Source organism: Micromonospora parastrephiae (assembly GCF_016802865.1).
In the GTDB taxonomy this organism is placed as follows: domain Bacteria; phylum Actinomycetota; class Actinomycetes; order Mycobacteriales; family Micromonosporaceae; genus Micromonospora; species Micromonospora parastrephiae.
In genome coordinates, this window is sequence record NZ_JAEVHM010000009.1 from 1 (window position 1) to 24724 (window position 24724).

Sequence of the window (24724 nt, forward strand, 5' to 3'; positions counted from 1 at the left end):
AGCACGGCGGGGTGACCAACCATTCGCCGTACGCCGGGTCGGCGCCGTGGTACAGGCACCGGGGGTACGGGCACCTGCGGCGCCCGCTCGGCATCGGCTGATGAAGTCGTCGGCCCGGTGACCACTGTCCACCCGCTCCAACGGGGTGCGCAGGCTACGGGTGGTCCGGCGGTAATTCGGTTGACCGGTCGGCCGGGCTGCGGCGGGGTGGTCGGGGGCGGCTCGGTGCCGTTGCACGGTACGCCGTTCAGGCTGAACCCGGTCGGCGCGCCGCCGCTGGAGCCGAACGTGCCCTGAATGCCGAACTCGGTGGAGCCGCCGGCCGGGATGCTGCCGTTGTACGACGCGTTGCGGACGGTCACCGTCGATCCGGACTGGCTGACCGTGGCGTTCCAGCCGCTCGTGACGCGCTCGTCCCCGGCGTACGTCCAGGTGACGGTCCAACTGGAGACGGCGGTGTCCCCCGGGGAGACTTTGATGTTGGCGGTGAATCCGCCGGGCCACTGGTTGGGCGTGTAGTCGACCCGGCACCCCTGGGCGGCTGCGGCCGGACCGGTGAGCAGGGCCGTTCCGGTCGCGGTCACGGCGGTGACCAGGGCGGCGACGACCGCCAGGGTCGGGGCGGGGCGGGCGCGGAGAATCGTCATGGAAGGTCCTTCTGCCATCGAGCTGGGACGGAGGCGGCGCGGCGGCGCGCGTCCCGGACGGACGCAGCGCGGCAACGCGCCCTGGGTGTAGCGCGGCGGTGCGCCACTACGGCTGGTCGGTGCGTACGACCGAAGTGCCCGGCTCGGGGTGGACCTGTCAGCCGCCGACGACCCGGTCGCCCGGACCCCGGCGGTGCCCAACCTCAATCTATTTACCGATCCCTATCTAATCAAGCGTCGGCATTCCGTGGGGGGCCGAGCAACGTGTTGCCGAGCCTCGCAGGAGAGACCTACCGAGCGAGTGTGAGCAGCGCCCAGATCGCCAGCCCAGCCAGCATCAGGACGGCGACACCGGCGGCGGTTCGCGAGGTGCGCATGACGACGGCCGGGCGGGCAGACTGCCGGTACGTCGCGGCGGTGTACATGGCCACAGCGCTGGCCGCGAACTCGACAAGCCACGCACCGAGTAGCAGGGCCTCGCTCATCGGCAACGCCACAGCGCACCTCCCGACCATCGACCCCGTCGATCAGTTAACGCCTGGCACCTGTCGCTCGGGCGGCCGGGTCATGAACAGTGCGTGCCCGGCATCGGACCCGACCCAGAACCCCGCGTCGATGGTCGGTGTGGCTTCGTAGCGCACGGCCAGTTTGTCGTAGCGAGAGGTTGAGCACATCTATCGATAGCAGGGCTGGTCGGACCGGAGCAGCCGTACAGCCGTGGTGACGAGAGCCGGTGTCCGTTACCGCACCGGGCCGCACACGTCCTGCACCGCCTATGGCCAGGTGAATCGCGGCGTGACGGCGTACCTGGACTGCGCCACGGGCGGCGACACGGTCAACGGCATCGCCGTCTGGTGGCACGCGCGCTTCAGCACCGGTGGGTCCGGCTTCATCAGCGGGGCGTACCTCAACCCGTGGGTCCAGTACACCACCGAGAACTGCTGATCGGCCGATCGGCCGGGACCAGGGTTCGCATACGACGAACAACCTGGTCCCGGTCGATCGACTGATCCAAAGGGTTCCTGCGGAGCTGAGGCGAGAAACAACGAGCGGTGTAGATCGGCGAGAACAGGTCGGGTACGCGCTGGACACCTCTGACTGGGCGTCGGCCGGGTGGCAGCCGACTTCGCGACCCTTGCTGAGATTCCTTCACGAGCGTAGGAAGAACACCGCGGATCAATCGCCGTCGTTCCGTCCGGACGACCCACCGTCCAGCGTCGAAGGAGATGCGAGTGAGCACACCCAGACGGCTTCGTTTCGCCGTGTCCGTGCTGGTGACGGTGGGTGCCTCCCTCCTCGGCACGCCCGCCGCCGCCGCGCCGCCCGCGACTCCCGGCCCGGCCGGGCACGCGTCCTGCGATCCCATCGACCCGACGGCCTGCCTGCTGCCGTTCCCGAACGACTACTTCACCGTGCCGGATCGGACCAGCCCCACCGGCAGGCGGGTGCGGCTCGCGGCCTCCGCGATGCCCGCCAACACCCAGGGAACGCCGATCGACCCGACGGAATGGAACCGACAGGACGGGTTCAGCCCCGGCTCGCCGATCCTGGTACGCGTGCCCGGGCTCGACGCCGTGGCGACCAGGATCGCGCCGGTCACCGACATCGGTCGCTCGCTGGCGCCGGACGCGCCGATCGTGCTGCTCAACACCCGGACCGGCAAGCGCACGCCGTACTGGGCCGAGCTGGACGCGCACGCCGCCGGCCAGCCCGATCGACAGCTGCTGATCATCCGGCCGGCGGTGGCGCTGGCCGAGGGCACCCGGTACGTCGTCGGCCTGCGCGACATGCGCGACGGCAGTGGGGCGTTGATCCCGGCGCCGAAGGCGTTCACGGCGTACGTGACCGGCGCCGGCCTCGGCCATCGGGACCGTCGCGTGCCACAGATGAAGCGCATCGTCAGTGACCTGACCAGGACCGACGTCAAGCGACACGGCCTCTACCTCGCCTGGGACTTCACCGTCGCCAGCCGGCACGGTCTGACCGGGCGGATGCTGGCGGTCCGGGACAGCGCGTTCGCCGCTCTCGGCCGGGCCGCGCCGTCGTTCACCGTCACCCAGGTCACCGACTACCCACCGGAGCAGGAGCCGCTGATCGCCCGGCAGGTGACCGGCACCATCGGCGTACCGTCCTATCTGACCGGCGACGGCGGGCCCGGCTCCCGGCTGCACTACGGGCCGGCCGGCGGCGGCGGGAGGCCACCGACGCCGAACTCCCTGCCCACGCCGTCCGGGACGACGGTGGCGGCGGACTTCGTCTGCAACATCCCGCGCAGCGCCTCCGCCGCGAAGCCGGCGCACCTCTCGCTCTACGGCCACGGGCTGCTCGGCAGGCCGTCCGAGATCAACGCCGGCAACGTCAGGACGATGTCGAACACGTACGACTTCACCTTCTGCGCGACCAGCTGGATCGGCATGGCCGCCGCCGACGTCCCCTATGTGGCAGGCGCCTTCACCGACCTGAGCGCCTTCCCCGCGGTGGTGGACCGGCTGCAGCAGAGTTACCTGAACTTCCTCTTCCTGGGCCGCGCGATGATCCACCCCGGCGGGTTCGCCGCCCACCCGGCCTTCCGGGACGCCACCGCGCGACCGCTGATCAACGTGGCCGGCGGGCTGCACTACGACGGCAACAGCCAGGGCGGCATCAACGGCGGCGCGCTCACCGCCATCGCTCAGGACTGGACCCGGTCGGTGCTCGGCGTACCCGCGATGAACTACTCCACGCTGCTGCAACGCAGCGTGGACTTCGCCCCGTTCCAGACGATCATGGACGGCCACTACCCGGACAAGGTCGACCAGCAGCTGATTCTCGCGCTGTTGCAGATGTTGTGGGACCGGTCCGAGGCCAACGGGTACGCCCAGCACATGACCGACCGGCCGTTGCCGGGCACCCCGGCGCACCAGGTGCTGATGCACGTGGCCTTCGGCGACCACCAGGTCTCACCCGCCGCGGCGGAGGTCCAGGCGCGCACCATCGGCGCCCGCCTGCACACTCCCGCGCTCGCCGACGGCTGGTCGTTGGACGCGCCGCCGTACTGGGGCATCGCGCCGATCCGCAGCTACCCGTACACCGGTTCGGCCATCGTGATCTGGAACAGCGGCGCGGCCTTCGCTCCGCCGCCGACCAACCTCGCTCCGGCCGGTCCGCAGTACGGCGACGATCCGCACGAGTTCCCGCGCGCCCAGGCCGGGGCTCAGAAACAGAAAGCGGCGTTCCTGCTCACCGGCAAGGTCATCGACGTCTGCGCGCGGCGGCCCTGCCCATGACCGGGTGACCGGACGCCCCCGAAGGACCCGCCGGGCTCACCATCCCGGCGGGTCGGTGGGGAACACCCTGGCTGTCGGTACGGGCGGCTACTCCTCCGGGACGCGCGGCCCGACCTCGCCGCGCCTCAGGTGCTCCGCGTTGCGGTCGGCCTCGCTGTCGGCGTGCGCGGCTCCGGAGGCCGGGTCCGTCGTTCGGCGTCCCTCGGCGTCCTGATACACCTCGCCGGTTTCGAGGGCCCTCTCCTGCTGATTCTGCTCAGGCGTGGTCATAACCACCCCACTACCCTTCGGCCACACCAGCAAACGGTTACTGGTGCTGCTCGACCGGCACCTGCGGGGCGAGGACGCAGCTGATCGAACGGCAGGCGCGGCGCCCCGACGGCGTGGTGGTGACCGACGGGACACCGCGCTGACCTACCACGAGCTGCACACGCCCGGCCACGGATGAGGCAATGCGCCCGGCAGCCGTCCGAACGCGGTGACATCGGCGCCGTCGCACACCGGCCGTCTCCAGCCGGCGGCGTCGGCGGCGATCAGTCGTCTGAGGCGATCAGTCGTCTGATCAGAAGGGGGGCGCGTCCTCGCCCATCAACGCCAGCACGACGCCTCCCTTCCCGCTCTTGAGGCCCTGAACCACGACCTTGCCGGTGCTGCCGTCGGGCAACTCCAGCGTGAAGGTCTTCCCGACCGCGTTCTTGGGGCCATTGCCGGCGCTGTTGGCGGGTCGGAAGTCGCCTGCCCACGGCGGGGTCCCACCCTTGCGGGCGGGCTCGGCGAAAAGCGCGGCGGTCCCGGGGGTCCTGGTGCCGTCCGAGGAGAGAAGCACTGAGGCACTGCGATAGGTAGCCATATACGCCAAGGCTATCCCGGACTGCTGTCCGCGCGCACGATCCGCGGCATGAGCGGAGGCGTCAGGCCCGCCCACTAGCGTGGGTCCGGTGGCAGCAGAGGCAGCGGGAACCTTTCGTCGGACAGCGATCGAGCGCTCGGATCAGCGCGTCGCATGGGAGCGGGCGGACCAGGCATTCTTCGCTGCCGGAGCGTGCCACGTCCTCGCCTGGGTCTGTCGAGATTCGTACCCGGGCCGCTCGATCGAGGTGGCGGCGGTGCGCTTGGCGGGCGAGCTACAGGTCTTCCACGTCTACGCGGTCCGGGATGGTTGGGCGTTCGACCATTCGGGCTGGAACCCGGAGCCGCGGTTGCTGGCCGTCAACGCGGACTTCGAGAGTCACCCGCTGGAACGCGTCAGCATAACGGTCGATATAGCTGAATTCTGCGCGGAGCACCACCACCGTATGCCAGATCAGTATTGGCGTGACCCGCTCCCACGTGCTCGTGCCTATGTGGGCCGGCACCTCCCGCCGTGGGCATAGCACCCGGCAATGGTTGACGCCGTCCTGGCGGCGTCAGCGGGAGCGTATGCGGGCGGCGATCAGTCCGATCGAGGCGAAGGTGGCGGCAATGCCGCCCAGCGCGCAGGCGACGATGAGCAGGCTGAGACCGCCGATTGCGCCGTCGCTCAACGGATCCACGCCCTTCACGTAGCCGGGCGAGAGTGAGTCGGACTGCGCGTCGTTCGTCCTGATGAGATCCACGGCCCACCAGATCGTCCAGCCGAAGGCGACCGCGAGGACAGGGGCCAGCCAGAGGAAGATGGCCTGCCAACGGGGATCATGCCGTTTGCCGACGGCCTGCGGGCAACGGCTCTTCAGTGTCCCCGCCATTGCCCTGGCATCGCGGGTGAGACCGTTGAACTGCAACCGGACGCCGTCGTTGAGGCTGACCAGGCAGCCGAAGTCCCAGCCGAACCAGGCGATGCCGCCCTTCTCGATCACGACAACGCCGTAGACCTGCTCCCACGTCCAGGCGCGCCGGTCGCCCCGCCTGACATGGGCGAGACCATGCTCGTGGATCTCGTACGACTCGGCGGAACCGCCCCTCATCGCCTTTGTCAGTTGTGTGATCGCGAGCGGCACCGCCACCGCGACGATGACCAACGAGTAGCCGATCAGCCGGCCGAAGCGGGTGGGGATCCAAGAGGTGGCGATCACCGTGGTCATCACACCCGTCGGAACGCCCGCGATCAGCAACGCTCCGATCCCGGCAACCCACCGTCGACCGTTCGACACGGGATGGACGCTGACGAGTCCCCCAAGTCGCCGCATGGAACGAGACTAGCCGCCGTGCGGGCAGGCCGGGGCGCGCGACCTCGCCGGCCGTTGCGGGCGGAACGTCCGACGTGGTCACGACCACGACGGACGCACCCGCGATGCTCTACGGCGAGCTCGGCGGGCTGGCCTTCTGCGGGTAGATCGTCTCGTGACGGGCCAGCATGGCGACGAAATCGCAGATCATCCGCTCGCGGGTCTGCGCCCGTTTGACGGCATTGAGGCGGTGGATGAGGGCGAACCGGTTGGTCTTCGTGAGTACGTCGAACATGGCCTGTGCGGCGGGGTCCGCGGCGATGGCGGCGAGCAGGTCGGCCGGTACCTCGGCTTCCGATGGCGGGGCGTAGGCGGTAGCCCACCGCCCGTCCGCCTTCGCCGCTTCCACCGCGGCGCGGCCCGCGGGCATCATCCGCCCCTGCGCCTCGAGCCGGGCCACATGGGCGACGTTGCGTTGCGACCAGGAACTGCGGGGCCTGCGCGGGGTGAACCGGATCCAGGAGGACTCCTGATCGCGCTTACGGGCCTGCCCGTCGATCCAGCCGAAGCACAGCGCCTCGTCGACCGCCTGCTGCCAGGTCAGCGCGGTGACTGTGCCGCCCTTCTTGGTCAGAGCGAGCCAGACGCCTGGCGACGTGGCGTGGTTGGCCGACAACCACGCGCGCAGCGCCTCGACGTCCGCGACGATCAACTCATCCAGTTCGGCGCTCGCCATGACGGCAGGCTAACCGCGTCTTCGACACTACCGCCATCCCGAAAGCCCCTACCCAGCACAGCGTTGAACTTCGCCCGGACCCCGCTTACGGCTGGAAGTACTCCGACATCAGGCGGCTGACCCAATCCGGCTGCTTGACGTTCACCGGGAGGAACTCCCTCATCGTCGGCTTCAGGTCGATGACCGGGGTGCCCGAGACCAGCGTCGAGGCCCACCACCGTCAGTTCCCGGCCGCGGACGGATTCGATGGCGCAGCACGTCACCCCCACGCGGTTTGGTCTGCGGGGTCCCCGGCCGGCGAATACGCCAACGGGCGGGAGGTCGGAACGGCCGCGGTAGGGACGGGGTTCGCGGTAGTCGCCGCGTTCCGAGAACCGATCGAAGATGAAGAGGACTTCCACATGGGAGAAGCCCTCCAGTCCTTGGAGGCACAAATCGCCGAAGCGCTCGTCGATGGTGATCGTGCTGCGGACGGCACCCCAGTTGTCGGTGTGCTGGACATCGGTCCTGTCATTCCGGACCGTACCTCTCGGGGTGATCTGGAAGCTGACCATGACTAGAGGCTGAATTTCCGCTGCAACCGGTTACGCGACGAGCAGGAGCATGCTGATCGCCAGCATCACCCCGGCGGCGGCAAGGACGCCATCGTCAGCGCCGAGACACCGCGCCCGGCACCGGCTGGATCTCACGACGTGACATCCACCAGGACCTTGCCGACAGCGCCGCTCTCCAGCGCCCGGTGCGCGTCGGCCGTGCGATCGAGTGGGAAGCGGATCAGCGGCAGGCCGTGGTCCTCGCCGACCGGCAGCGCGCCGTCGCGGACTGCGGCGGCGACGTCTTCCGCAGCCGCGGCGCGTGCCTGCGGGCCGGCCGTGTAGAGCACCAGGAACTGAAGGCGTGTGTTCAGCACCATGTTCTGCAGCACGTTCAGTTCGACCGGCTTGCCACCGTCGTTGGCGTAGGTCGAGATCGTTCCGCGCGTCCGCAGCACGGCCAGGTCCAGGGCGAGGTTTGCGCCGAGCGCCACCTCGGCGACGATGTCGACGCCGTCCGGGGCGATCTCACGGATCGCGGCGGCCGGGTCGCCCTCGCGATAGTTGATGACGTGGTGAGCGCCCGCGGCGGTGGCCAGCCGGGCCTTCTCCGGTCCGCTGATCGTGCTGATCACGGTGGCGCCGGCCCATCGGGCGAGTTGGATCACCGCGTGCCCGACCGCCCCGGCCCCGCCGGCGGCGAGCACCACCCCGCCGTCGAGCGCGCCGGGCCGCAGGCGGCGCGGGCCGTCCTCGGCGACGGTGAGCGCCCGGTGCGCGGTGAACGCGGGGACGCCGAGCGCGGCGCCGACGTCGAAACTGGCCTCGTCGGGCAGCGGCACGGCCTGCTCGGCGGGTACGACGGTGAACTCGGCGGCGGTGCCGGTGGGCCGCCCGGCGGCGGCCATGAACAGCCAGACCCGCTGTCCGACCCGGCTCTGATCGACTTCCTCACCCACGGCGTCGATGATGCCGGCGCCGTCGAGGTGCGGGGTGACCTCGGCGAAGCGCTTGGGGTGACCGGCGCCGGACCGGGCCTGCCAGTCGGCCGGGTTGACCCCGGACACGACGACCCGGACGCGAACCTCGCCGGGAGCGGGCGCGGGCGGGTCACGGTCGACGAGCTGAAGAACGTCGGGACCACCGTTGTCGCGGTAGATGATGGCTTTCATGATGTGTCCTTAACGTGGTGAACAACGGTTGCCCGGCAGGCGAGCAGGTTCGTCAGGGGCGTCCGGGGGTGCGGAGAACGGTGCGACCGGCGAACGCAGGCGTCTCGGCGGTCATGACACTGTCTCCCCGGTCGCTGCCCGCAAGGCGGCGTACAGCAGTTCGGCCTGGTAGAGCGCCAACACCCGGTGGGCGATGGGGGTTGCGCGCTCCCGGGCCTCGGCCGGCTCGTGATGCTCGACCTTGACCAGCCACGCCGTGACACAGTCGTGCAGCATCGCGCGCATCCGGTCGACCATGTCGACGACGATGCCGCGGATGGCCGGGTTGGTGGTCGCCTCACCCCAGGTCTGCACGCCGACCCGGGCCTCGGCAGGGTCGATCGCGGCGATCAGACGGGCGAGCAGCTCGTCGGGGTCGGGCGGGACATCGCTGGCGGCGTACTCGTCGAGGACCGCGGCGCGCTTCGCCAGCACCGCGCGGGCGGCGGCCTGGACCAGGTCGGCCTTGTTTCGGTAGTGGGCGTAGATCGATCCGGCCGAGAGCCCGGATTCGGCCGTGATCTCGGCGATCGAGGTTCGCTCCAGGCCGTTACGGCCGAAGCAGCGTACGGCGGCCTCGGCGATCTGGGCGCGCCGGAGTTCCTTGCGCGCATCGGTGAGCCGGGGCACTGCACCTCCCCACAAAAAGAATCCTCGTACTGCTTAAGGGAACAGTACAACAGAACCGTCGTTCTTTTTGCGCTGAGGGGTGTCACGTACGACACGGGCCCGTTGATCAGGACCAGATGCTCACATCGGCATGAGCGGACGCTGCCTGCTTTCGACGGACGTCTCGGCGAGCAGGCCAGGGCGACAGGTCTGGTGGCTTATGGTGAGAAACCGGGCGGGCACTGCCGTCGCATGTTGTGCGAGACGGGTGCCCGCCCCTGGCCCGCAGGATTTTCACGTTGTCCAGCCGGAGGGTGGACCGATGACCGAGAGCACCTCGGCGTGCCCGGTGTCGACGGTTGGGAGCCGCTGTTCGACAGGTCGCCCTCGCCTCCATTCGCGGCTGGCCGAGGCCGGCGTCGGGAGACCTGGCGTCCATGGCGCCTGCGCCGACCACGCGGCCGTACCGACCGGAAACGCCCGCGACGTCAACGACTGCTGAGATGGACTGGGCCGGATGGGCGCTGTTCGGGTTGGTCGCCACCTCGGCGCTCACCGCGGCGATGTTAATGGCTCAACTGGCCGGCCTCACTCGGCTCGACTTCGCCCTGGTGCTCGGGACCCTCGTCACCGAGGATCCCGATCGGGCCCGGGTCGCCGGATTCTTCCTTCACCTCTGCGCCGGTCAGGGTTTCGCCCTCGGTTACGCGGCCACGTTCGCCCTGTTGCACCGCGCCACCTGGTGGATCGGAGCGCTGCTCGGGATCCTGCACGTCGGGATCGCGCTGACGGTGATCCTGCCGCTGCTTCCGGGTGTCCACCCGCGCATGGCCTCGGAACGTGCGGGGCCGGCCAGCACGGCCGTGTTGGAGCCGCCCGGCCTGTTCGCCATCAACTACGGCATCCCGACTCCCGCGGTCACGACTGTCGTCCACATCATCTACGGGGTCTGTCTCGGACTGCTCCTCCAAGGCAATTGACCCGCACCCCGCTGGTGCCCCGCCTGACGGGCTGTGTTCACCAGCGCGACTCGTTGGGAAACGATCTCCATGACTGGTGGGCCCGAAACGACGTGTCCCCGGCCTGCGGCGCCGATCAGCGACTACGGCCTGCTGGGCGACACACGCACCGCTGCCCTGGTCGCGAGCGACGGCGGGATGGACTGGCTCTGCGTGCCCCGCTTCGACGGCGAGCCCCTGTTCGGCCGACTGATCGGAGGCCCGCAGGCGGGAACGTTCCGGATCGGACCGGCCCGGCCGGCCGCAGTCGTCGAACGACGTTACCGGCAGCACACCGCCACCCTGGAAACCACCTGGGCGGTGGGTAGCAGCCGGCTCAGCCTCACCGAGGCCATGGTGGCCGAGGTCAGCGGCCGCCTGCTGCCCACGACACTGATCGTGCGGCGTCTGTCGGCCGAGCAAGCACCGGTCGACGTCGTCGTGGAGTTCGACCCCCGCCTCGGCGAACGGCACCGCAGGCCCCGAGTCCACCACCGGCGGCAGGCCCTCGTGTGTGAGTGGGGGTCGCTCGCGGTCTCGCTGAGCAGCACCCCCGAACTCCGCATCGAACCGGGTCGGCCTACCTCGATCGCGGTCAGGCCAGGCCACCCCGTCACCCTCGTCCTGGCCGTGGCGCACCGCGAACCGCTCATCCACGTCGAGCCGGCAGCGGCCTGGGAACTGCTCAGCGAGGATGAGACCCGATGGCGGGCCTGGGCGGCGGAAATCGACGGGACGCTGCCGTTCCGCGAACACGTCGTACGGAGCATGCTCACCCTGCGGCTGTTGAGCTACTCGCCCTCCCGAGCCCCGCTTGCCGCAGCCACCACGTCATTGCCCGAGGATCTTGGTGGGGTACGGAACTGGGACTACCGCTACGTCTGGCCCCGTGACGCCAGCATCGGCGTCAGCGCCTTCCTCAGCCTCGGCAAGACCGACGAGGCCCGCGGGTTCCTCGCGTGGCTGTTGCACGCCAGCCGGCTGCAACGGCCACGCCTGCCGGCACTGCTCACCCTGCACGGCCGCCACGTGCCAGCGGAACGGGAACTACCCAACTGGCCGGGCTATCTCGACAGCCCCCCGGTACGGATCGGCAACGGCGCCGCCAGCCAACACCAGCTCGACGGCTACGGCTGGGTGATCGACGCGGCCTGGGCATTCGCGCAGGCCGGACACCGCCTCTACACCGAAACGTGGCGGACGGTGCGCGGGCTCGCCGACGTGGTCGCCCACTGTTGGAAGGAGCCGGACGCCGGTGTCTGGGAGGTCCGCGAGCCCGCCCAACACGTCCATTCCAAGCTCATGGGCTGGCTCGCCCTGGACCGTGCCCTGGCCATCGCCGACACCCACCCCCTGCGGGACCGCCAGCGTCGACGCTGGCAGAAATCCCGTGACGCCATCGCCGCCGAGGTCCGAACACGCGGCTTCGACCCGACGGCGACCAGCTACGTCCGCAGCTATGGCTCCCAGGAACTCGACGCGGCCCTGCTGGTCCTGCCGCTGCTCGGCATCGACGACGTCCGGTCGCCCCGGGTACGCGGCACCATCGACGCCATCCGGGACAGGCTTTCCGCCGGCGGTCCGCTCCTCTACCGCTACCCGCCGGGAAGCGACGGCCTACCCGGCACCGAAGGCGCCTTCCTGCCCTGCTCATTCTGGCTCGCGCAGGGCTTCGCGCGCACCGGGCGCCGCACGGAGGCCGTCGAGCAGTTCCAGGCCATGCTCGACTACGCCAGCCCACTCGGCCTCTACGCCGAAGAGTTGGACCCCGCGACGGGGGCCCACCTCGGCAACTACCCGCAAACGCTGACCCACGCCGCGCTCATCCAAGCGGCACTCGCCATCCGAGACGCCCCCGACTACTGAACCTGTGTCCGATCGCCCGCGGGCCAGCGCGGTCCCGGTGCCGGTGATCGTGCGTATTCTCAACAGGCCGCCGGGACGATGACCCGGCCCGCCTCCGACTCCGGTGTGCCTCGCCCCCGGCAGCGGGGACGGGGTGGTCCGGCAGCGGCGGGGCTGTTCGCGCCCGTGGGAGCAGGAAGGCGGTCCACGCATGTTCAACACGGCGCGCCTGCAGGTTGTGCTGGAGATCGCCCGGCACGGGACCATCGTCGCCGCCGCCGAACAGCTGCGGCTCAGCCCGTCCGCCGTCTCCCACCAGCTCGCCACGCTGGAGCAGGAGGCAGGGGTGGCGCTGGTGGACCGGGGGCCGCGGAGCCTGCGGCTCACCGCGGCGGGTCAGCGCCTGGCCGACTACGCGCAGCAGATCATCGATCTGATGTCGGCGGCCCGCGACGAGCTGTCGGCCCATGGGGAAGGCCGGCGGGGCCTGCTGCGGATCGGTTTCTTCGCCACCGCCGGCACGGAGCTGCTGCCGCGCGCTCTGTCCAGCTTCACCGCCGACCACCCTCAGGTCGAGTTGGCGTTGATCCTGGGGCAGCCGTCCGACCTGCTCCCGCGCCTCAACCAGGGCGAGCTTGACGTCGTGGTGGTGTTCGACCATCCGCTGAGTCCCGCCCCGGAGATGTCCCCCGGCGCCAAGGTCTCTTCGCTGATGGTTGATCCACAACTGGTGGTGCTCCCGGCCGGGCACCCACTCGCCGGGCGACGGCTGCGGCTCACCGACCTGGCCGACGAGCCGTGGATCACCACGCTCGGTGTGCAGGGCGAGGTCTCCGTGCTGGAGTTGGCGGCGCGCGCCGAGGGATTCCAGCCCCGGATCCGCTGCCGCAGCGACCACTACGAGGTGGTGCTGGGCCTGGTCCGGGCAGGTGTCGGCGTCGCGTTGGTGCCGTCGCTGGGTCTGCGCGACCCCGGCGAGGTGGCGGTCCAGCCGCTCGCCCACGCCAACCTGCACCGGGAAATCGGGGTGGCGCTACGCCCCGGCAACCCGAACCCGGTGGTCGGCAGCTTCGTGGACCGGCTGACCGACGCCGCGGCAGGGCTCAGTCAGGAGCTCATCAAGCGGTGGCCACGGGTGCCGGCGATCCGGTCGACGGCCCTACCCCACCGCCGCAGCTCCCCCACCGCAGCCCGTTCCGCGCCGGGCGAAAAGGCCGCGACCACGGCGTAGACGACGGTGCGCCGGCCGACGACGATGCCGGCGTCGGCGCGTACCCCGGTGTCGGTCCCGGTCTTGTTCATCACCTGGACGCCGGTCACGGACCAGGGGTCGTGGCGGATGGCGTCGGCGACGAGGGCACGGTCGTTGTTGCGCGCGAGCCACCCGCGCAGCAGTCCGGACGCCCGCTGGCCCTGCCACGTTCCGGTCGCCACGCCCGCGAGGAGGGCGCAGAGGTCGTGGGCGGTGCCGGTTGCGAACGTCGGTGGTACGTCCGGGCCTCGGCTGGCCCGGATCCGGTCGTGCACAGTGGTGCCCCGAAGGCCGCTGCGGCGGGCCAGGTCCTGAACGGCGTCGAGGGTCACCAGTCGCAGCAGGGCGTTCGTGGCCGCGTTGTCGCTCACCGCGGCCACCGCGGTGGTGAGGTCGGCGACGGTCCACCGTCGCGGCGAGAGCAGACCAAGAAGGCCGGTTCCGCCGAGTGCCCGGTCGTCGTCGAGCAGGTCGACCGGCTGGTCGGGGGTGAGGGTTCCGTCGGCGAGGCGGCGGGCCACCTCGCCGAGCAGCAGCAGCTTGCCGACACTGGCGAGCGGCAGGACGAGGTCCGGGTCGAGCGAGAGGACGCGCCCGTCGTCCAGCCCTCGCACCATCGCACCGACACGGGTGGGGACGGCCGGCCCGGTCACGTCCACCTCGGCGTGGCAGGCGCGCGATTCGCTACGGCCAGCACCCGACCCGGTCTGGCCTCGGTGACCCGGTCGCCGTCCACGACGATCCGGCCGTCGACCACCACGTGGCGGATGCCACGTGGCGGCGCGAGCGGGTCGTCGTAGGTAGCGCCGTCGGCGACCTGTGCGGGGTCGAGGACGACCAGGTCCGCCGCGTACCCGTCGGCGAGCAGACCCCGCCCGGCCAGACCGAAACGGCGGGCCGGCATCCCGGTCATCTTGTGCACGGCCTCGGTCAGGCTCAGCAGGCCCACGTCACGGACGTAGTGGCCGAGCATCCGGGCGAAGCTGCCCGCCCAGCGCGGATGGGGCCGCCCCGGCTTGGGCACGCCGTCGGAGCAGAGCATCGCCAGCGGGCTGGCGAGCACCCGCCGCACGTCGTCCTCCCGCATCGAGTGGCTGAGGATGGTCACGTTGCCGGCCTCGGCCGCGAGCAGGTCGCAGACGCAGTCGACGGGGTCGACGCCGCGGGCGGCGGCGAGGTCGGCGATGGTGTGCCCCTCGACGTCCGGGCTGGTCGGGGCGGAGGCAACCCTGATCAGGTCCCAACCGCCGTTGCCGACGGTGTTCTCCCAGCCGGGCAGCCCGGCGGCCAGGTCGGCGCGGATGCGGTCCCGGACCGTCGCCTCTCGGACGGCGGTGAGCATCGCCGGCACGCCGTCGGCGATGACCCAGGGTGGGAGCAGGGCGTGCAGGGCGGTGCTGCCGGCGGTGTACGGGTAGACGTCGCAAAGGACGTCCAGCCCTTCGGCCCGTGCCCGTTCGAGTCGGGCCAGGGTGCGCACCGTGGCGCCCCAGGCGCGTCGCCCGGCCGTCTTGTGGTGCGACACCTGCAACACCGCCCCGGCCGCGGTGGCGATCTCGATCGCCTCCTCCAGCGCCGAATCGACCTGCGACATCTCGTCGCGCAGGTGCGTCACGTACGGCTTGCCGTGCGCGGCGGCGACCCGGGCGAGCGCGATGACCTCGTCGGTGCCCGCGTTCACCCCCGGCGAGTAGATCAGGCCGGTGGAGAGTCCGGCCGCGCCGGCGCTGAGCGCCTCGTCGAGCAGCGCGCACATGCGCCGGAGCTCGACGGCGGTGGCCCGGCGCTGCGCGAAGCCGACGACCGCCGCACGGAGCGTGCCGTGGCCCACCAGGGCGGCGAGATGATTGCGCCGGGCCGCGCCCTGCGCGGCGGCGAACTCCGCGAAGGACGCGTACGTCGCCGCGGGCGGGCCGAACGTGGCGGCGACCAGGTCCCGCACCGTCTCGGCCCGCCCTGCCGGGACCGGGAAGGGACTGATCCCGCAGTTGCCGCAGATCTCGGTGGTGACCCCCTGGCGCAGCGGCGCGAGGCGCAACCTCTCGCGCTGCTCGTCGTCGCCGGCGAGCAGGTCGGAGTGGGTGTGCACGTCGACGAAGCCGGGGGTGACGACCAGGCCGCGGGCGTTCACGACCGTGGCGGCACTGCGGCTGCCCGGTGGCAGCAGCAGCAACCGGCCGTCCCGCACCCCCACGTCGGCGCTGCGGGCCGGCGAGCCGCTGCCGTCGATGACCTCTCCGCCGGTGACCAGCAGGTCGATCTCCATCACAGCACCTTGGACAGGAACGCGCGGGTCCGTTCGTGCGCCGGCGCGGCGAGAACCTCCCGCGGCGGGCCCTCCTCGAGGATCAGGCCGTCGTCCATGAAGACCAGGTGGTCGCCGACCTCGCGGGCGAAGCCCATCTCATGGGTCACCACGATCATCGTCATGCCGCTCGCCGCCAGGTCCTTCATCACCTCCAACACCTCGCCGACCAGTTCGGGATCGAGCGCCGAGGTCGGCTCGTCGAAGAGCATCAGCTTCGGCGACATCGCCAGGGACCGCGCGATGGCCACCCGCTGCTGCTGCCCGCCGGAGAGCTGGGCCGGGTAGTGGTGCGCCCGGTCGGCGAGCCCGACCCGATCGAGCAGCTCGCCGGCGCGCCTGCGGGCCTCCCCCGCCCGGACGCCCTTCACGGCGACCAGGCCCTCCATCACGTTCTCCAGCGCGGTGCGGTGTGGGAAGAGGTGAAAGCGCTGGAACACCATCCCGATCGACTCGCGCTGACGGCGCAGCCGGGCGTCCGGCAACGGTCGCAGCCGCCCGCCGCGCTCCTCGTACCCGATCAGTTCATCGTCGACGTAGATCCGGCCCGCCTGCGGCTCCTCCAGGTGGTTGAGGCAGCGCAGCAGCGTGGACTTGCCGGAGCCGGAGGGGCCGACCACGCAGACCACCTGGCCGCGCTCAATGACCAGGTCGATGCCGCGCAGCACCTCCAGGCGGCCGAAGCTCTTGCGCACCTGCCGGCACCGCACCATCGGCGCGCTCACCGCGCACTCCCGACGAACCGCAGGTTGCGGCCGATGCGTTCACGCAGCGTGCCGGGGACGGTGGTCCCGAAGCCCCGGCTGAACCGGCGTTCCAGGAAGTACTGGCCGACGCTGGCGACGGTGGTGAGGACCAGGTACCAGATGGACGCGACGATCAGCAGGGCGATCACCTCGAAGTTGGTCAGGTAGAGCCGTTGGGCGACGGTGAGCAGGTCCGCACCGGCGATCACCGAGACCAGCGAGGTGGTCTTGAGCATCGAGATGAACTGGTTTCCGGTGGGCGGAACGATGATTCGCATCGCCTGCGGCAGCACCACCCGTCTCATGATCTTCGCGCGGGACATGCCGAGGGCCGCGGCGGCCTCCTGCTGGCCGGGGTCGACGGCGCGGAGTCCGGCCCGGACGATCTCGCTCATGTAGGCGCCCTCGTTGATGCTGAGCCCGAGCAGCGCCGCAACGAAGCCCGTGACGAGGGCGTTCGTCTCCCAGGTCACCAGCTTCGGGCCGCCGAACGGCACGCCGAGACCAATCTCCGGGAAGATCAGCGCGATGTTGAACCAGAAGATCAGCTGAACCAGCAGCGGGGTACCCCGGAAGAACCAGACGTAGGCCGTGGCTCCGGTGCGCAGGATCCGGCTGTCGGAGATCTGCATCAGGGCCACCACCACGCCGAGGACCACGCCGATCAGCATCGACGCGACCGTGAGCTGGATGGTGACCCACAGCCCGTCCAGGATGACCCGGTCGAACTGGTAGTCGACGACGATGTCCCAGTGCAGGTTGGGGTTGACGGCGACGGACCAGCCCAGCCAGACCAGGACGAGTGCGACCGCCCCGGCGGCCAGCCACCGCCCCGGTCGGACGGGGTGACTGATCCGGTTGGTCTGCGGGGTGTCCAGCCCTGCGGGTGCCGGGTCCGCGGCGCGTACCCCCTCGTCAGCCGTACGGTCCACGGGCGTGCTCACTTCTGGTCGTTGACGGTGGCCGCCTGGATGGCGCTACCCGTCACGCCCCACTTCTCCAGAATTTTCGTGTACTCGCCGCTGTCGATCAGCTCCTGGAGCGCCCGCTGCACCGCGTCGCGCAACTGGCTGTCCTTCTTGTCGATCGCGATGCCCCACGGTCCGGCCCCGTACTGGGCCTCCAGCACCTCGTACTTGCCGCTGTCCTGGGCGAGCATCTTCGCGACCGGGTAGTCGACGATGGTGGCGACGGCCCGGCCGGCATCGATCTGGAGCAGGCCGGTGGGCGCGTCCTCGCTCTGCGAGATCGTCATCTTCTTGGCGCACGTGGCGTTCTGCCCCTCGCCGATGGCGAGGTTGGAGCTGCCCTTGGCCAGAACGACGGCGCGGCCGCACAGGTCGGCGAGATCCTTGACGCCGGCGGGGTTGCCCCTGGCCACCATGATCGAGCCGCCGGCCTGGAAGTAGTCGACGAAGTCGACCGCCCTGCGCCGCTCCTCGGTGTCACTCATCGAGGACATCGCCAGGTCCCAGCGATCGGCCTGCAGGCCGGGGATGAGACCGGGGAAGCTCGCGTTGGTCATTTCCAGCTTGAGGCCGAGCCGATTGGCGATGGCCGCGGCCAGTTCCGGGTCGACGCCGATCAGATCCTGGGTGCCCTGCTTGTACATCTCCATCGGTGGGTAGCCCTCGGCGGTGGCGACCCGCAGAGCCCCCTTCTCCTTGATGGTGGCGGGCACGAGGTCGGCGGCCTTCGCGTCGGCGGCGACGGAGGCGCCGCCGGACTGCGGGGTCTGCCCGCTCGTCGAGCGGCCACAACCCGTTGCCGCGATCGTGATGGTGACGAGACCGATGACGACGTGGAGCGCACGCTTCCTGAGCACGGCAAACCTCCTGGCTGGGCGACTGGCGGGACCCTATCCGGGATCAGCCAGCGTGAACAGCCTGAGTGCTCTGCATGGTATGCATCGAAAAAGTCGGCGCTGGGTCTGGTGACTGTGGCGGCAGTCAGGCGTCATCCGGCGAGGCGACCCCGGAGGAAACCGGCGATCTCCCTCCGCGCCGACCTGGCCTGTGGCACCACGCCCGGCATGCTGAGGAACGCGTGCGTCGCGCCGGGATGTTCGGCGAGCTGCGCGGACGTCCCGGCCTCGCGCAACCGTTGCGCGTATGCACGTCCGTGATCGGCCACCGGGTCGAGTGTCGGCACCACCACCAGCGCCGGGGCCAGCCTGCTCAGGTCCTCGGCATACAACGGTGACAGGGCACGAGGATCCGTCCCTTCCGGAACGGCCAACCGGCGGAACAGCTCCATCTGCGTCACGGTGAGGGTCGGGCTGGTGGCGTGCTCGCTCATCGATGCGTAGTCGAACGTCGTCGAGGTCAGATCGACACAGGGATTGACCAGCACCTGCGCCCGCAACATCAGATCGGACTCCCTGGCCCGGATCGCGGCCAGGGCGGCGACCACCGAACCGGCACTCTCTCCGAAGACAGCGACCCGTGCCGGATCGACTCCCCACTGCGCGGCGTGCCGTACGACGTGGCGCAGCACGTCCCAGCCGTCGTCGACAGCCGCTGACAACGCAATCCCCGGGGCGAGAAGACGGTGCTCGACCGACACGACAACGGCGGGCAGTCGACCAGCGAGGTGACTGTTGACCCAGTCGCTCTGCACCGCTGTGCCCACGAACCCGCCGCCGTGCACGTGCAGCACGAGCGGCAGGGCGGTGGAGCCGCCGCGTCCGGGCGACGGGCGGTACACCCGGACCCGGAGCACACGGTCGGGCAGCGCCAGCTGCTGCCAGCCGATCGTGGCCCTGCGGTCCGGAAACCCGGTGATCACCCGCGCCAGCCCGGAAGCCCGCCTGCGGTTTTCCGCGTCACGGAACGCGCCCAGCGCCTCGGCCGGCATCGTCAGCCAGTCCGGCTCCTTCCGCAGGGCGTGCAGCAGCCGGATTCCCAGCGGCGGCCGCTGTGCACCGGTGATGTCGCTCATGGCTCCTCCTCGATACGGGATTACGCTACTTAAGGTATCGATACTAGAAGTAGCATAACTGGCTATCGTGTGACCATGGCCCGAGCAACCACATCCACCAGACCGCCCGGCCGCCCCCGCTCCGGCGTCGACGCCACGGTCTTCGCCGCCACGCTCAACGCGGTCCACGAGCTCGGCTACGCCCACGCCACCGTTGATCGCATCGCCGCCGCGGCAGGCGTCGCGAAGACCACGATCTACCGCCGCTGGCCGTCCAAGGGCGCGCTGATCACCGCCTGCCTCGTCGACGCGTTCGGCCCGGCGCCGCTGACGGGCGCGAGCCGGGAGGAGATCATGTCGACAGCCATCCGCTGGATCGCGGCGAAGATCGGCGAACCCGGCATCGGCGCGGCGTTCGCCGGTGTATTCACCGATGCCGTCAACGATTCCGCCCTGCGCCAGATCCTTTCCACACAGTTGCAGGACCCCTACCGGCTCGCGCTCGAAGAGGCGCTCGACGAACCGGAGAACCGGGTCCTCTTCTTCATCGATGTCGTTGTCGGAACCCTGCTGCACCGGATGGGCATGACCGGCGAGCCGATGGTCGACGCAGACGTCGACGCCCTGGTCGAGATGGTCCTACGCGCGCTCCCCTAGCCGCTGGTCTGCCCCGGCCGCACCCTCGCAATACACTGCCGGCGTGGACGACTCGACCCGCGGCATACGTATCAGGCGTGGTGGTCCGGCCGACGCACCCGCCGTCCTGGCCATGCTCGACTCCGCGGTGATCTGGATGAACGAGCGCGGCAACACCGAGCAGTGGGGCACGACGCCGTTCTCTCAGAAGCCCGGGGGGATCGAGCTGGTCGATCGGTACATGACCGAGAACGTCCCATACATCGCGGATGTGGACGGGACACCGGCCGCCGCGTTGGTGTTGGACTCCGGGCCCAACCCGCAGGCGCCGATCGCGCCTGCGGAAGAACCCGAGCGGTACGTCCGGCTCCTGGTCTCCGACCGACGCTTCGCCGGTCGGAACCTCGGGTCGGCCCTGCTGGCACACGCCGTGGAGGAGACCCGACGAGCCGACGTGCGGTTGCTACGGGTCGACTGCTGGGCCGGCGGCGACGGCAAGTTGGTGGCGTTCTACGAGCGCCACGGGTTCACTCGCACCGAAACCTTCCGGTCGGGAACCTGGCCGGGGCAGGTGCTGGCCCAGCGGGTCGGTTGAGCCGCGCTGCGCTCGGGTCCACGCCGGCATGCCTGCCGGGATATGTCCGCGTCATGCCGCCGCCGTCGTCGCTGGCGTGGCTGTCACCATCAGGTATTCGAGTTCCAGCCGGAAGTGGTCGCCGTCGGTCACACCACGGTCGTCGACGAACGAGCGCAGGTCCGCGCGCATCGCCTGCCATCGACCCTGCGCTACGAGCCGGTTCCGTTCCGCGACGATGTGCCCGGCGGTGTCGATGAGCAGGCTGGTCGCGGCGTCCCCGTCAGCGAAGCTCAGGTGCAACCGCTGGGGGACCGCCGACGTGACACGCAGCCCGGCCGCCTCCAGGAGCCGGCCGACCGAATCCCGGTCACCCCATCGGCTCGGCGGGACGCTTCCGGCCGGTGGGGGCGGCAGGTAGGCAGCGAGGACCTGTCCCATGGCCGGCAGAAAGTCGCCCGGTGTCCAAGCGGCCAACGCCACCCGGCCGGAGGGAGCAACCACCCGGCTCAGCTCCCGCGCGGCCGCGTCGTGGTCGCTCGCGTACATGACGCCGAACACGGACAACACCACATCGGCCGAGTCGTCGGGCACGGGCAACCGGATCACGTCACCGACTCGCCAATCGGCCGTCAGCCCGGCATCCGCGGCGCGCCGCCGGGCAAGCGCCAGCAGTGTGGGCTCGAGGTCAACGCCGATCGTACGCGCTCCGGACTGGGCGGCCAGCACCGCGGCGTTGCCCGTGCCGGTGGCCAGATCGAGCACCCGGTCATCCGGCCGTACCCCGGCCGCCGCCACCACCGCTTCGGCGGCCGGCATCAACAGCCGGGCCATCGCGGGGTAGTCGCCGACGCCCCAGGTGGTTGTGGGTGTACCCACTACGCCTCCCTGATCTCAGGAAGGCGCCCTTGGGTCGGATACTCAGGGTAAGCGTGGCGGACCCGGTCCGTCGCAGCGCCTCTCACCCCGGCATCGCCCACCATAGATTCACAGCCGCTGCCCCGGCAACCCCGGCTGGGAGCGTCAGCGTTGCTCAGACCCTGTCATCCCGCGTTTCGCAGCAGGCAGCGGGCGGTTCGTAGCGGCGGCGAGCAGCCACCTCGGCTGGCCGACGCGGCGCGTCAGGTGCCGAGGAGGTCCCACCGGTTGCCGGCAATGTCGAGAAAGACCGCGACCCGGCCATAGGGCTCGGTCCGCGGTTCTCGGACGAAGGTGACACCAGCTTCGGCCATCCGCAGGTAAGCGGCGTCGAAGTCGTCGACGCGGAGGAAATGTCCGACGCGGCCGGCCACCTGGTTACCGACAGCGGCGCGCTGGTGTTCTCCGTCGGCGCGGGCGAGCAGAATCCCGGTCTGGGCGCCCGGTGGCCGGACGATGACCCACCGCTTCGGTCGCCCGTCATTGGTCAGCGACGGGGAGTCCTCGACGAGGTCAAAGCCGAGCACGTCGGTGAAGAACGCGATCGCGGGGTCATACTCGTCGACGATCAGGGCAACCAGGTCGATCTGCACCGCGGCAGCGTACGCAGAATCAGTCCCGCTCGTCGCCGGCGCGCGCTGACCGAGGGGCCCTCGGTTACGGTGACCATGAAGGGAGGGTGGCCATGGCGCCGGAGGTGTCGCCGCGAAGGGCCAGGGCGGTGCTCGTCGCGCTCTCCCTCGCCGCGTTCGCGTTCATCACGACCGAGTTGCTGCCCGTTGGTTTGCTGACCCACATCGCAGCCGATCTCGGCCGGTCCCGCTCGCAGGTGGGTCTGCTGGTCAGCGGGTACGCCGTCGTGGTCGTGCTGGCGTCCGTGCCGCTGGCCCGGCTCACCCAGCGCATACCTCGGCGTCAACTGCTGGGCGTCACGATGCTCCTGTTCGCCGCCGCGAACGCCACCGCCGCGCTCGCGTCGACGTACGCCGCGCTGGCCGGCTCCCGCGTCGTGACCGCCCTCGCCCAGGCGCTGTTCTGGTCCATCGCCACGGCGACCGTGACCGGGCCCTTCCCGGTCGCGGTGCGTGGCAGGGTGGTAGCGCTGTTCGCGACCGGGGCGACGCTCGCCCCGGTGCTCGGCGTACCCCTCGGCACCTGGCTCGGCCAGCAGGCCGGTTGGCGGGCGGCGTTCGCGGTGCTGGCCGCGGTCGGTCTGGCGATCGCCGCCGCGGTGCTCGTCCTCCTTCCCTCCTATCCGCCGGCCGCTGGCGGCGCCGCCCGGGGCACCGAACCGGACGGGCGGCGCTTCGCCCTGTTGCTGATGGCGACCGCCCTCGGCATCGGCGGCTTCATGACCCTGCAGACCTACGTCACACCGTTCCTGCTCGACGTCAGCGGTTTCGCCGACGCGGTGCTGGCGCCGCTGCTGTTCGTCTCCGGCGCGGCCGGTGTCGTCGGCACTCTGGCTGCGGCCCGGACCCTGGACAGCCACCCGATCGCTTCGCTGTTGACACCGCTGAGCATCGGCACGGCCTCGCTGTTCGGCCTGTACGCGCTCGGCGCGCTCCGGCCCGGCACGGTCGCACTGCTCGCCGGGATCGGCCTCGCTTACGCGGGCTTCGGCTCCGCCGTGCAGAACCGGATGCTGCACCTGGCTCCGGGCAGCACCGACATCGCATCGGCCGGCGTCAGCACCGCCTTCAACGCCGGCATTGCCGGCGGATCGCTGCTCGGTGGTGCGCTCCTGCCCGCCTCGGGGGCACGCCCGCTGGCACTCGTCGGCGGGCTGCTGACGCTGGTCGCCCTCGCGCTGCTCGCCGTGGACGCGCGCCGGAGCCGCGCCGCCGGGCCAACTCCGACCGCCGCCCGTCCGCCCATCAGCCCCGCAGCTAGGTCCACCTCGGCCGCGTCCCTGCGGCCACCGGGATGACGCCTGCGCTCTTCGAGACGCTGACGGATGTACCGGCGCTGGCATCCAGTCTCCGTCTCGGCTGAGCTGACGGTGATCCACGCCGGTTCGGGTATGTCGCGGTACCCCGCCGACGCCAAGCGCCGCGGCATAGCCAGCACCTCGGGCTGGTACTCCGGCCCGGCCGACGACCGAGCCCCGGTCAGGTCCCGCAGGCTGGGCGGCCGAGGGGTCGGCAGTACGCCCGGGGGCGGCCGAAGTGGCTTCTCAGGCGACGGCGGTGGCCATCCGGTGTACCGCCTCGGTGATCAGCTCCGGTGCGGTGGCCAGATTCAGCCGGACGTGGCCGCCGCCACCGCTGCCGAAGGCCGAGCCGGAGTTGAGCGCCACCCGGCCACGGTCGAGGAACACGGTGGCGGGGTCGTCGCCGAGGCCCAGGGCGCGGCAGTCGAGCCAGGCGAGGTAGGTGGCCTGACCGGGGTGATAACGGATGGCCGGCAGGTGCTCGGCGAGCAGCGCGGCGAGGAGTCGACGGTTGTCGTCCAGGCCGGTCAACACGGCGTCGAGCCACTCGCCACCGTCGCGGAAGGCGGCGGTGTGGGCGATCACGCCGAGGTGGCTGGTGCTGACGCTGGCCTCGAACGGAACGCGGGCGAGGTCGCCGGCGGCGTCCGGGCCGGCGATGAGGAGCGCACCGCGCAGGCCGGCCAGGTTCCACCCCTTGGAGGCGGACATCAGGGACAGGCCGTTCTCCGCGCCGGGCACCGAGAGGTACGGCACGAACCGCGCTCCCCCAACCACCACCGGAGCGTGGATCTCGTCGGCGACCACCCGCACCCCGTGCCGCTCGGCCAGACCGGCGACGGCGGCCAACTCGTCGGCGGTGTGCAGGACGCCGGTCGGGTTGTGCGGGCTGCACAGCAGGTACGCCGCTGGCCGCCCACCGGTCCGAGCCTTCCGGAACGCGTCCTCCAGTGTGCCGAGGTCGATCCGCAGGTCCTCGCCGAGCGGCGCCTCCACGATCCGGCGGCCGGCGTGCGCCACGTACTCGTAGAACGGCGGGTAGACCGGACAGTTGACGACCACCGCGTCCCCTGGCTCGGTGATCAGCCGCAGCGCCTCGACGATGCCGTGCATCACGTCGGGCACCAGCGCGGTGCGCTCCACGGCCAGCCCGTCCCAACCCCACCGACGCCGGGCGAACTCTGCCAGCGCCTGCGGGTACGCCGTGCCGGCGGTGTAGCCGGTGTCGCCGCGAGCGACGGCGTCGGTGATCGCCCGCGCGACCGGCTCGGCCAGCGGCACGTCCATTTCCGCCACCCAGAGCGGCAACACGTCGTCGGGGTACTCGCGCCACTTGAGACTCGTCCGTTGCCGGAGCTGGTCGATCGTGAGCTGGCGAAGGGGATTCACCGCGTTCCGGGCACCACCGAGCACACCACTCATGCCGGAAGCCTATTCCGCTGCGTCCCGACC

26 protein-coding genes and 1 pseudogene are annotated in these 24724 nt (G+C 70.8%); 9 read left to right on the forward strand and 18 right to left on the reverse strand.

The genetic code is table 11. From position 1 onward, the window contains the following. Positions 1–647 (reverse strand): cellulose-binding domain-containing protein (locus tag JNW91_RS03860; protein WP_238424321.1); only part of this gene is annotated, 647 nt, incomplete at its 3' end. A gap of 290 nt (positions 648–937) precedes the next feature. Continuing rightward, positions 938–1132, reverse strand: coding sequence for a hypothetical protein (locus JNW91_RS03865; RefSeq protein WP_203173563.1), 195 nt, complete (start codon positions 1130–1132; stop codon positions 938–940). Positions 1133–1442: 310 nt separating this feature from the next. On the opposite strand from JNW91_RS03865, the gene JNW91_RS03870 reads away from it, so the two are divergent. Further along, positions 1443–1592 carry a hypothetical protein gene (locus tag JNW91_RS03870; protein ID WP_203173564.1) on the forward strand — a complete coding sequence of 50 codons (150 nt, stop codon included), beginning with the start codon at positions 1443–1445 and terminating at the stop codon, positions 1590–1592. A gap of 281 nt (positions 1593–1873) precedes the next feature. Further along, positions 1874–3913: a hypothetical protein gene (locus JNW91_RS03875; RefSeq protein ID WP_238424322.1), complete on the forward strand. Its 2040-nt coding sequence runs from the start codon at positions 1874–1876 to the stop codon at positions 3911–3913. Between the two features lie 87 nt (positions 3914–4000). Here JNW91_RS03875 and JNW91_RS03880 read toward each other — a convergent pair whose 3' ends face one another. Beyond that, on the reverse strand, positions 4001–4183 hold the full coding sequence (locus tag JNW91_RS03880; protein ID WP_203173566.1) for a ribonuclease: 183 nt from the start codon (positions 4181–4183) through the stop codon (positions 4001–4003). A gap of 292 nt (positions 4184–4475) precedes the next feature. After that, the gene (locus JNW91_RS03885) at positions 4476–4739 is read right to left on the reverse strand and encodes a hypothetical protein (protein WP_091635044.1); all 264 of its coding nucleotides are present in this window, start codon (positions 4737–4739) and stop codon (positions 4476–4478) included. Between the two features lie 112 nt (positions 4740–4851). On the opposite strand from JNW91_RS03885, the gene JNW91_RS03890 reads away from it, so the two are divergent. Then, positions 4852–5286, forward strand: a complete 435-nt coding sequence (locus JNW91_RS03890; protein ID WP_203173567.1) for a hypothetical protein — start codon at positions 4852–4854, stop codon at positions 5284–5286. Positions 5287–5319: 33 nt separating this feature from the next. On the opposite strand, the gene JNW91_RS03895 is transcribed toward JNW91_RS03890, so the two are convergent. From JNW91_RS03895 to JNW91_RS03915, 5 genes are all read right to left on the reverse strand, one after another. Beyond that, complete coding sequence (locus JNW91_RS03895) at positions 5320–5973, reverse strand: hypothetical protein (protein ID WP_203173568.1); 654 nt, start codon at positions 5971–5973, stop codon at positions 5320–5322. Between the two features lie 214 nt (positions 5974–6187). Further along, complete coding sequence (locus JNW91_RS03900; RefSeq protein WP_203173569.1) at positions 6188–6793, reverse strand: YdeI/OmpD-associated family protein; 606 nt, start codon at positions 6791–6793, stop codon at positions 6188–6190. Beyond that, positions 6766–7347 carry a TrmO family methyltransferase domain-containing protein gene (locus JNW91_RS03905; RefSeq protein ID WP_238424323.1) on the reverse strand — a complete coding sequence of 194 codons (582 nt, stop codon included), beginning with the start codon at positions 7345–7347 and terminating at the stop codon, positions 6766–6768. The genes JNW91_RS03900 and JNW91_RS03905 overlap by 28 nt, the downstream gene beginning before the upstream one ends. Positions 7348–7478: 131 nt before the next feature. Next, a complete protein-coding gene (locus JNW91_RS03910; protein ID WP_203173570.1) occupies positions 7479–8498 on the reverse strand; it encodes an NADPH:quinone reductase in 1020 nt (339 codons plus the stop codon). 111 nt (positions 8499–8609) lie between these two features. Then, the gene (locus JNW91_RS03915) at positions 8610–9167 is read right to left on the reverse strand and encodes a TetR/AcrR family transcriptional regulator (protein WP_203173571.1); all 558 of its coding nucleotides are present in this window, start codon (positions 9165–9167) and stop codon (positions 8610–8612) included. Positions 9168–9649: 482 nt separating this feature from the next. Here JNW91_RS03915 and JNW91_RS03920 point away from each other — a divergent pair, with 482 nt between their 5' ends. From JNW91_RS03920 to JNW91_RS03930, 3 genes are all read left to right on the forward strand, one after another. Continuing rightward, on the forward strand, positions 9650–10126 hold the full coding sequence (locus JNW91_RS03920; protein ID WP_203173572.1) for a hypothetical protein: 477 nt from the start codon (positions 9650–9652) through the stop codon (positions 10124–10126). A gap of 69 nt (positions 10127–10195) precedes the next feature. Beyond that, complete coding sequence (locus tag JNW91_RS03925) at positions 10196–12010, forward strand: glycoside hydrolase family 15 protein (RefSeq protein ID WP_203173573.1); 1815 nt, start codon at positions 10196–10198, stop codon at positions 12008–12010. Positions 12011–12200: 190 nt separating this feature from the next. After that, on the forward strand, positions 12201–13220 hold the full coding sequence (locus JNW91_RS03930; protein ID WP_203173574.1) for a LysR family transcriptional regulator: 1020 nt from the start codon (positions 12201–12203) through the stop codon (positions 13218–13220). 47 nt (positions 13221–13267) lie between these two features. On the opposite strand, the pseudogene JNW91_RS31790 reads toward JNW91_RS03930, so the two are convergent. The 6 genes and pseudogenes from JNW91_RS31790 to JNW91_RS03955 form a co-directional block, all read right to left on the reverse strand. Beyond that, positions 13268–13858, reverse strand: a pseudogene (locus JNW91_RS31790) (serine hydrolase); the annotation flags it as partial. Positions 13859–13890: 32 nt separating this feature from the next. Continuing rightward, positions 13891–15507 (reverse strand): N-acyl-D-amino-acid deacylase family protein, encoded by a 1617-nt coding sequence (locus JNW91_RS03935; RefSeq protein ID WP_203173575.1) that lies wholly within the window; start codon positions 15505–15507, stop codon positions 13891–13893. Further along, positions 15507–16259 carry an amino acid ABC transporter ATP-binding protein gene (locus JNW91_RS03940; protein ID WP_203173619.1) on the reverse strand — a complete coding sequence of 251 codons (753 nt, stop codon included), beginning with the start codon at positions 16257–16259 and terminating at the stop codon, positions 15507–15509. Before JNW91_RS03940 ends, JNW91_RS03935 begins: the two co-directional genes overlap by 1 nt. An 8-nt stretch (positions 16260–16267) precedes the next feature. Further along, complete coding sequence (locus JNW91_RS03945; RefSeq protein WP_309244215.1) at positions 16268–17236, reverse strand: amino acid ABC transporter permease; 969 nt, start codon at positions 17234–17236, stop codon at positions 16268–16270. After that, on the reverse strand, positions 17233–18117 hold the full coding sequence (locus tag JNW91_RS03950) for an ABC transporter substrate-binding protein (RefSeq protein ID WP_203173576.1): 885 nt from the start codon (positions 18115–18117) through the stop codon (positions 17233–17235). Before JNW91_RS03950 ends, JNW91_RS03945 begins: the two co-directional genes overlap by 4 nt. A gap of 131 nt (positions 18118–18248) precedes the next feature. Continuing rightward, the gene (locus tag JNW91_RS03955) at positions 18249–19232 is read right to left on the reverse strand and encodes an alpha/beta hydrolase (RefSeq protein ID WP_238424325.1); all 984 of its coding nucleotides are present in this window, start codon (positions 19230–19232) and stop codon (positions 18249–18251) included. Positions 19233–19307: 75 nt separating this feature from the next. On the opposite strand from JNW91_RS03955, the gene JNW91_RS03960 reads away from it, so the two are divergent. Both JNW91_RS03960 and JNW91_RS03965 read left to right on the forward strand, forming a co-directional pair. Then, positions 19308–19868, forward strand: a complete 561-nt coding sequence (locus JNW91_RS03960; protein WP_203173577.1) for a TetR/AcrR family transcriptional regulator — start codon at positions 19308–19310, stop codon at positions 19866–19868. Between the two features lie 43 nt (positions 19869–19911). Further along, positions 19912–20442 (forward strand): GNAT family N-acetyltransferase, encoded by a 531-nt coding sequence (locus tag JNW91_RS03965; protein ID WP_203173578.1) that lies wholly within the window; start codon positions 19912–19914, stop codon positions 20440–20442. Positions 20443–20493: 51 nt separating this feature from the next. Here the strand turns inward: JNW91_RS03965 and JNW91_RS03970 are convergent, their stop codons facing one another. Further along, positions 20494–21300 (reverse strand): class I SAM-dependent methyltransferase, encoded by an 807-nt coding sequence (locus tag JNW91_RS03970; protein WP_203173579.1) that lies wholly within the window; start codon positions 21298–21300, stop codon positions 20494–20496. A gap of 242 nt (positions 21301–21542) precedes the next feature. Further along, on the reverse strand, positions 21543–21932 hold the full coding sequence (locus JNW91_RS03975; protein ID WP_203173580.1) for a VOC family protein: 390 nt from the start codon (positions 21930–21932) through the stop codon (positions 21543–21545). 92 nt (positions 21933–22024) lie between these two features. Here JNW91_RS03975 and JNW91_RS03980 point away from each other — a divergent pair, with 92 nt between their 5' ends. Further along, positions 22025–23269 (forward strand): MFS transporter, encoded by a 1245-nt coding sequence (locus JNW91_RS03980; protein ID WP_203173581.1) that lies wholly within the window; start codon positions 22025–22027, stop codon positions 23267–23269. Positions 23270–23515: 246 nt separating this feature from the next. Here JNW91_RS03980 and JNW91_RS03985 read toward each other — a convergent pair whose 3' ends face one another. Next, entirely contained in the window at positions 23516–24694 is a 1179-nt protein-coding gene (locus tag JNW91_RS03985) for a MalY/PatB family protein (RefSeq protein WP_203173582.1), read from the reverse strand. Positions 24695–24724 lie beyond the last annotated feature (30 nt).

Coding starts and splice junctions, on each gene's coding strand:
- JNW91_RS03865 (WP_203173563.1), bottom strand. CDS start 1,132: ATGAGCGAGGCCCTGCTACTCGGTGCGTGGCTTGTCGAGTTCGCGGCC.
- JNW91_RS03875 (WP_238424322.1), top strand. CDS start 1,874: ATGCGAGTGAGCACACCCAGACGGCTTCGTTTCGCCGTGTCCGTGCTG.
- JNW91_RS03880 (WP_203173566.1), bottom strand. CDS start 4,183: ATGACCACGCCTGAGCAGAATCAGCAGGAGAGGGCCCTCGAAACCGGC.
- JNW91_RS03895 (WP_203173568.1), bottom strand. CDS start 5,973: ATGACCACGGTGATCGCCACCTCTTGGATCCCCACCCGCTTCGGCCGG.
- JNW91_RS03900 (WP_203173569.1), bottom strand. CDS start 6,793: ATGGCGAGCGCCGAACTGGATGAGTTGATCGTCGCGGACGTCGAGGCG.
- JNW91_RS03905 (WP_238424323.1), bottom strand. CDS start 7,347: ATGGTCAGCTTCCAGATCACCCCGAGAGGTACGGTCCGGAATGACAGG.
- JNW91_RS03910 (WP_203173570.1), bottom strand. CDS start 8,498: ATGAAAGCCATCATCTACCGCGACAACGGTGGTCCCGACGTTCTTCAG.
- JNW91_RS03920 (WP_203173572.1), top strand. CDS start 9,650: ATGGACTGGGCCGGATGGGCGCTGTTCGGGTTGGTCGCCACCTCGGCG.
- JNW91_RS03925 (WP_203173573.1), top strand. CDS start 10,196: ATGACTGGTGGGCCCGAAACGACGTGTCCCCGGCCTGCGGCGCCGATC.
- JNW91_RS03930 (WP_203173574.1), top strand. CDS start 12,201: ATGTTCAACACGGCGCGCCTGCAGGTTGTGCTGGAGATCGCCCGGCAC.
- JNW91_RS03935 (WP_203173575.1), bottom strand. CDS start 15,507: ATGGAGATCGACCTGCTGGTCACCGGCGGAGAGGTCATCGACGGCAGC.
- JNW91_RS03940 (WP_203173619.1), bottom strand. CDS start 16,259: ATGGTGCGGTGCCGGCAGGTGCGCAAGAGCTTCGGCCGCCTGGAGGTG.
- JNW91_RS03955 (WP_238424325.1), bottom strand. CDS start 19,232: ATGAGCGACATCACCGGTGCACAGCGGCCGCCGCTGGGAATCCGGCTG.
- JNW91_RS03960 (WP_203173577.1), top strand. CDS start 19,308: ATGGCCCGAGCAACCACATCCACCAGACCGCCCGGCCGCCCCCGCTCC.
- JNW91_RS03980 (WP_203173581.1), top strand. CDS start 22,025: ATGGCGCCGGAGGTGTCGCCGCGAAGGGCCAGGGCGGTGCTCGTCGCG.
- JNW91_RS03985 (WP_203173582.1), bottom strand. CDS start 24,694: ATGAGTGGTGTGCTCGGTGGTGCCCGGAACGCGGTGAATCCCCTTCGC.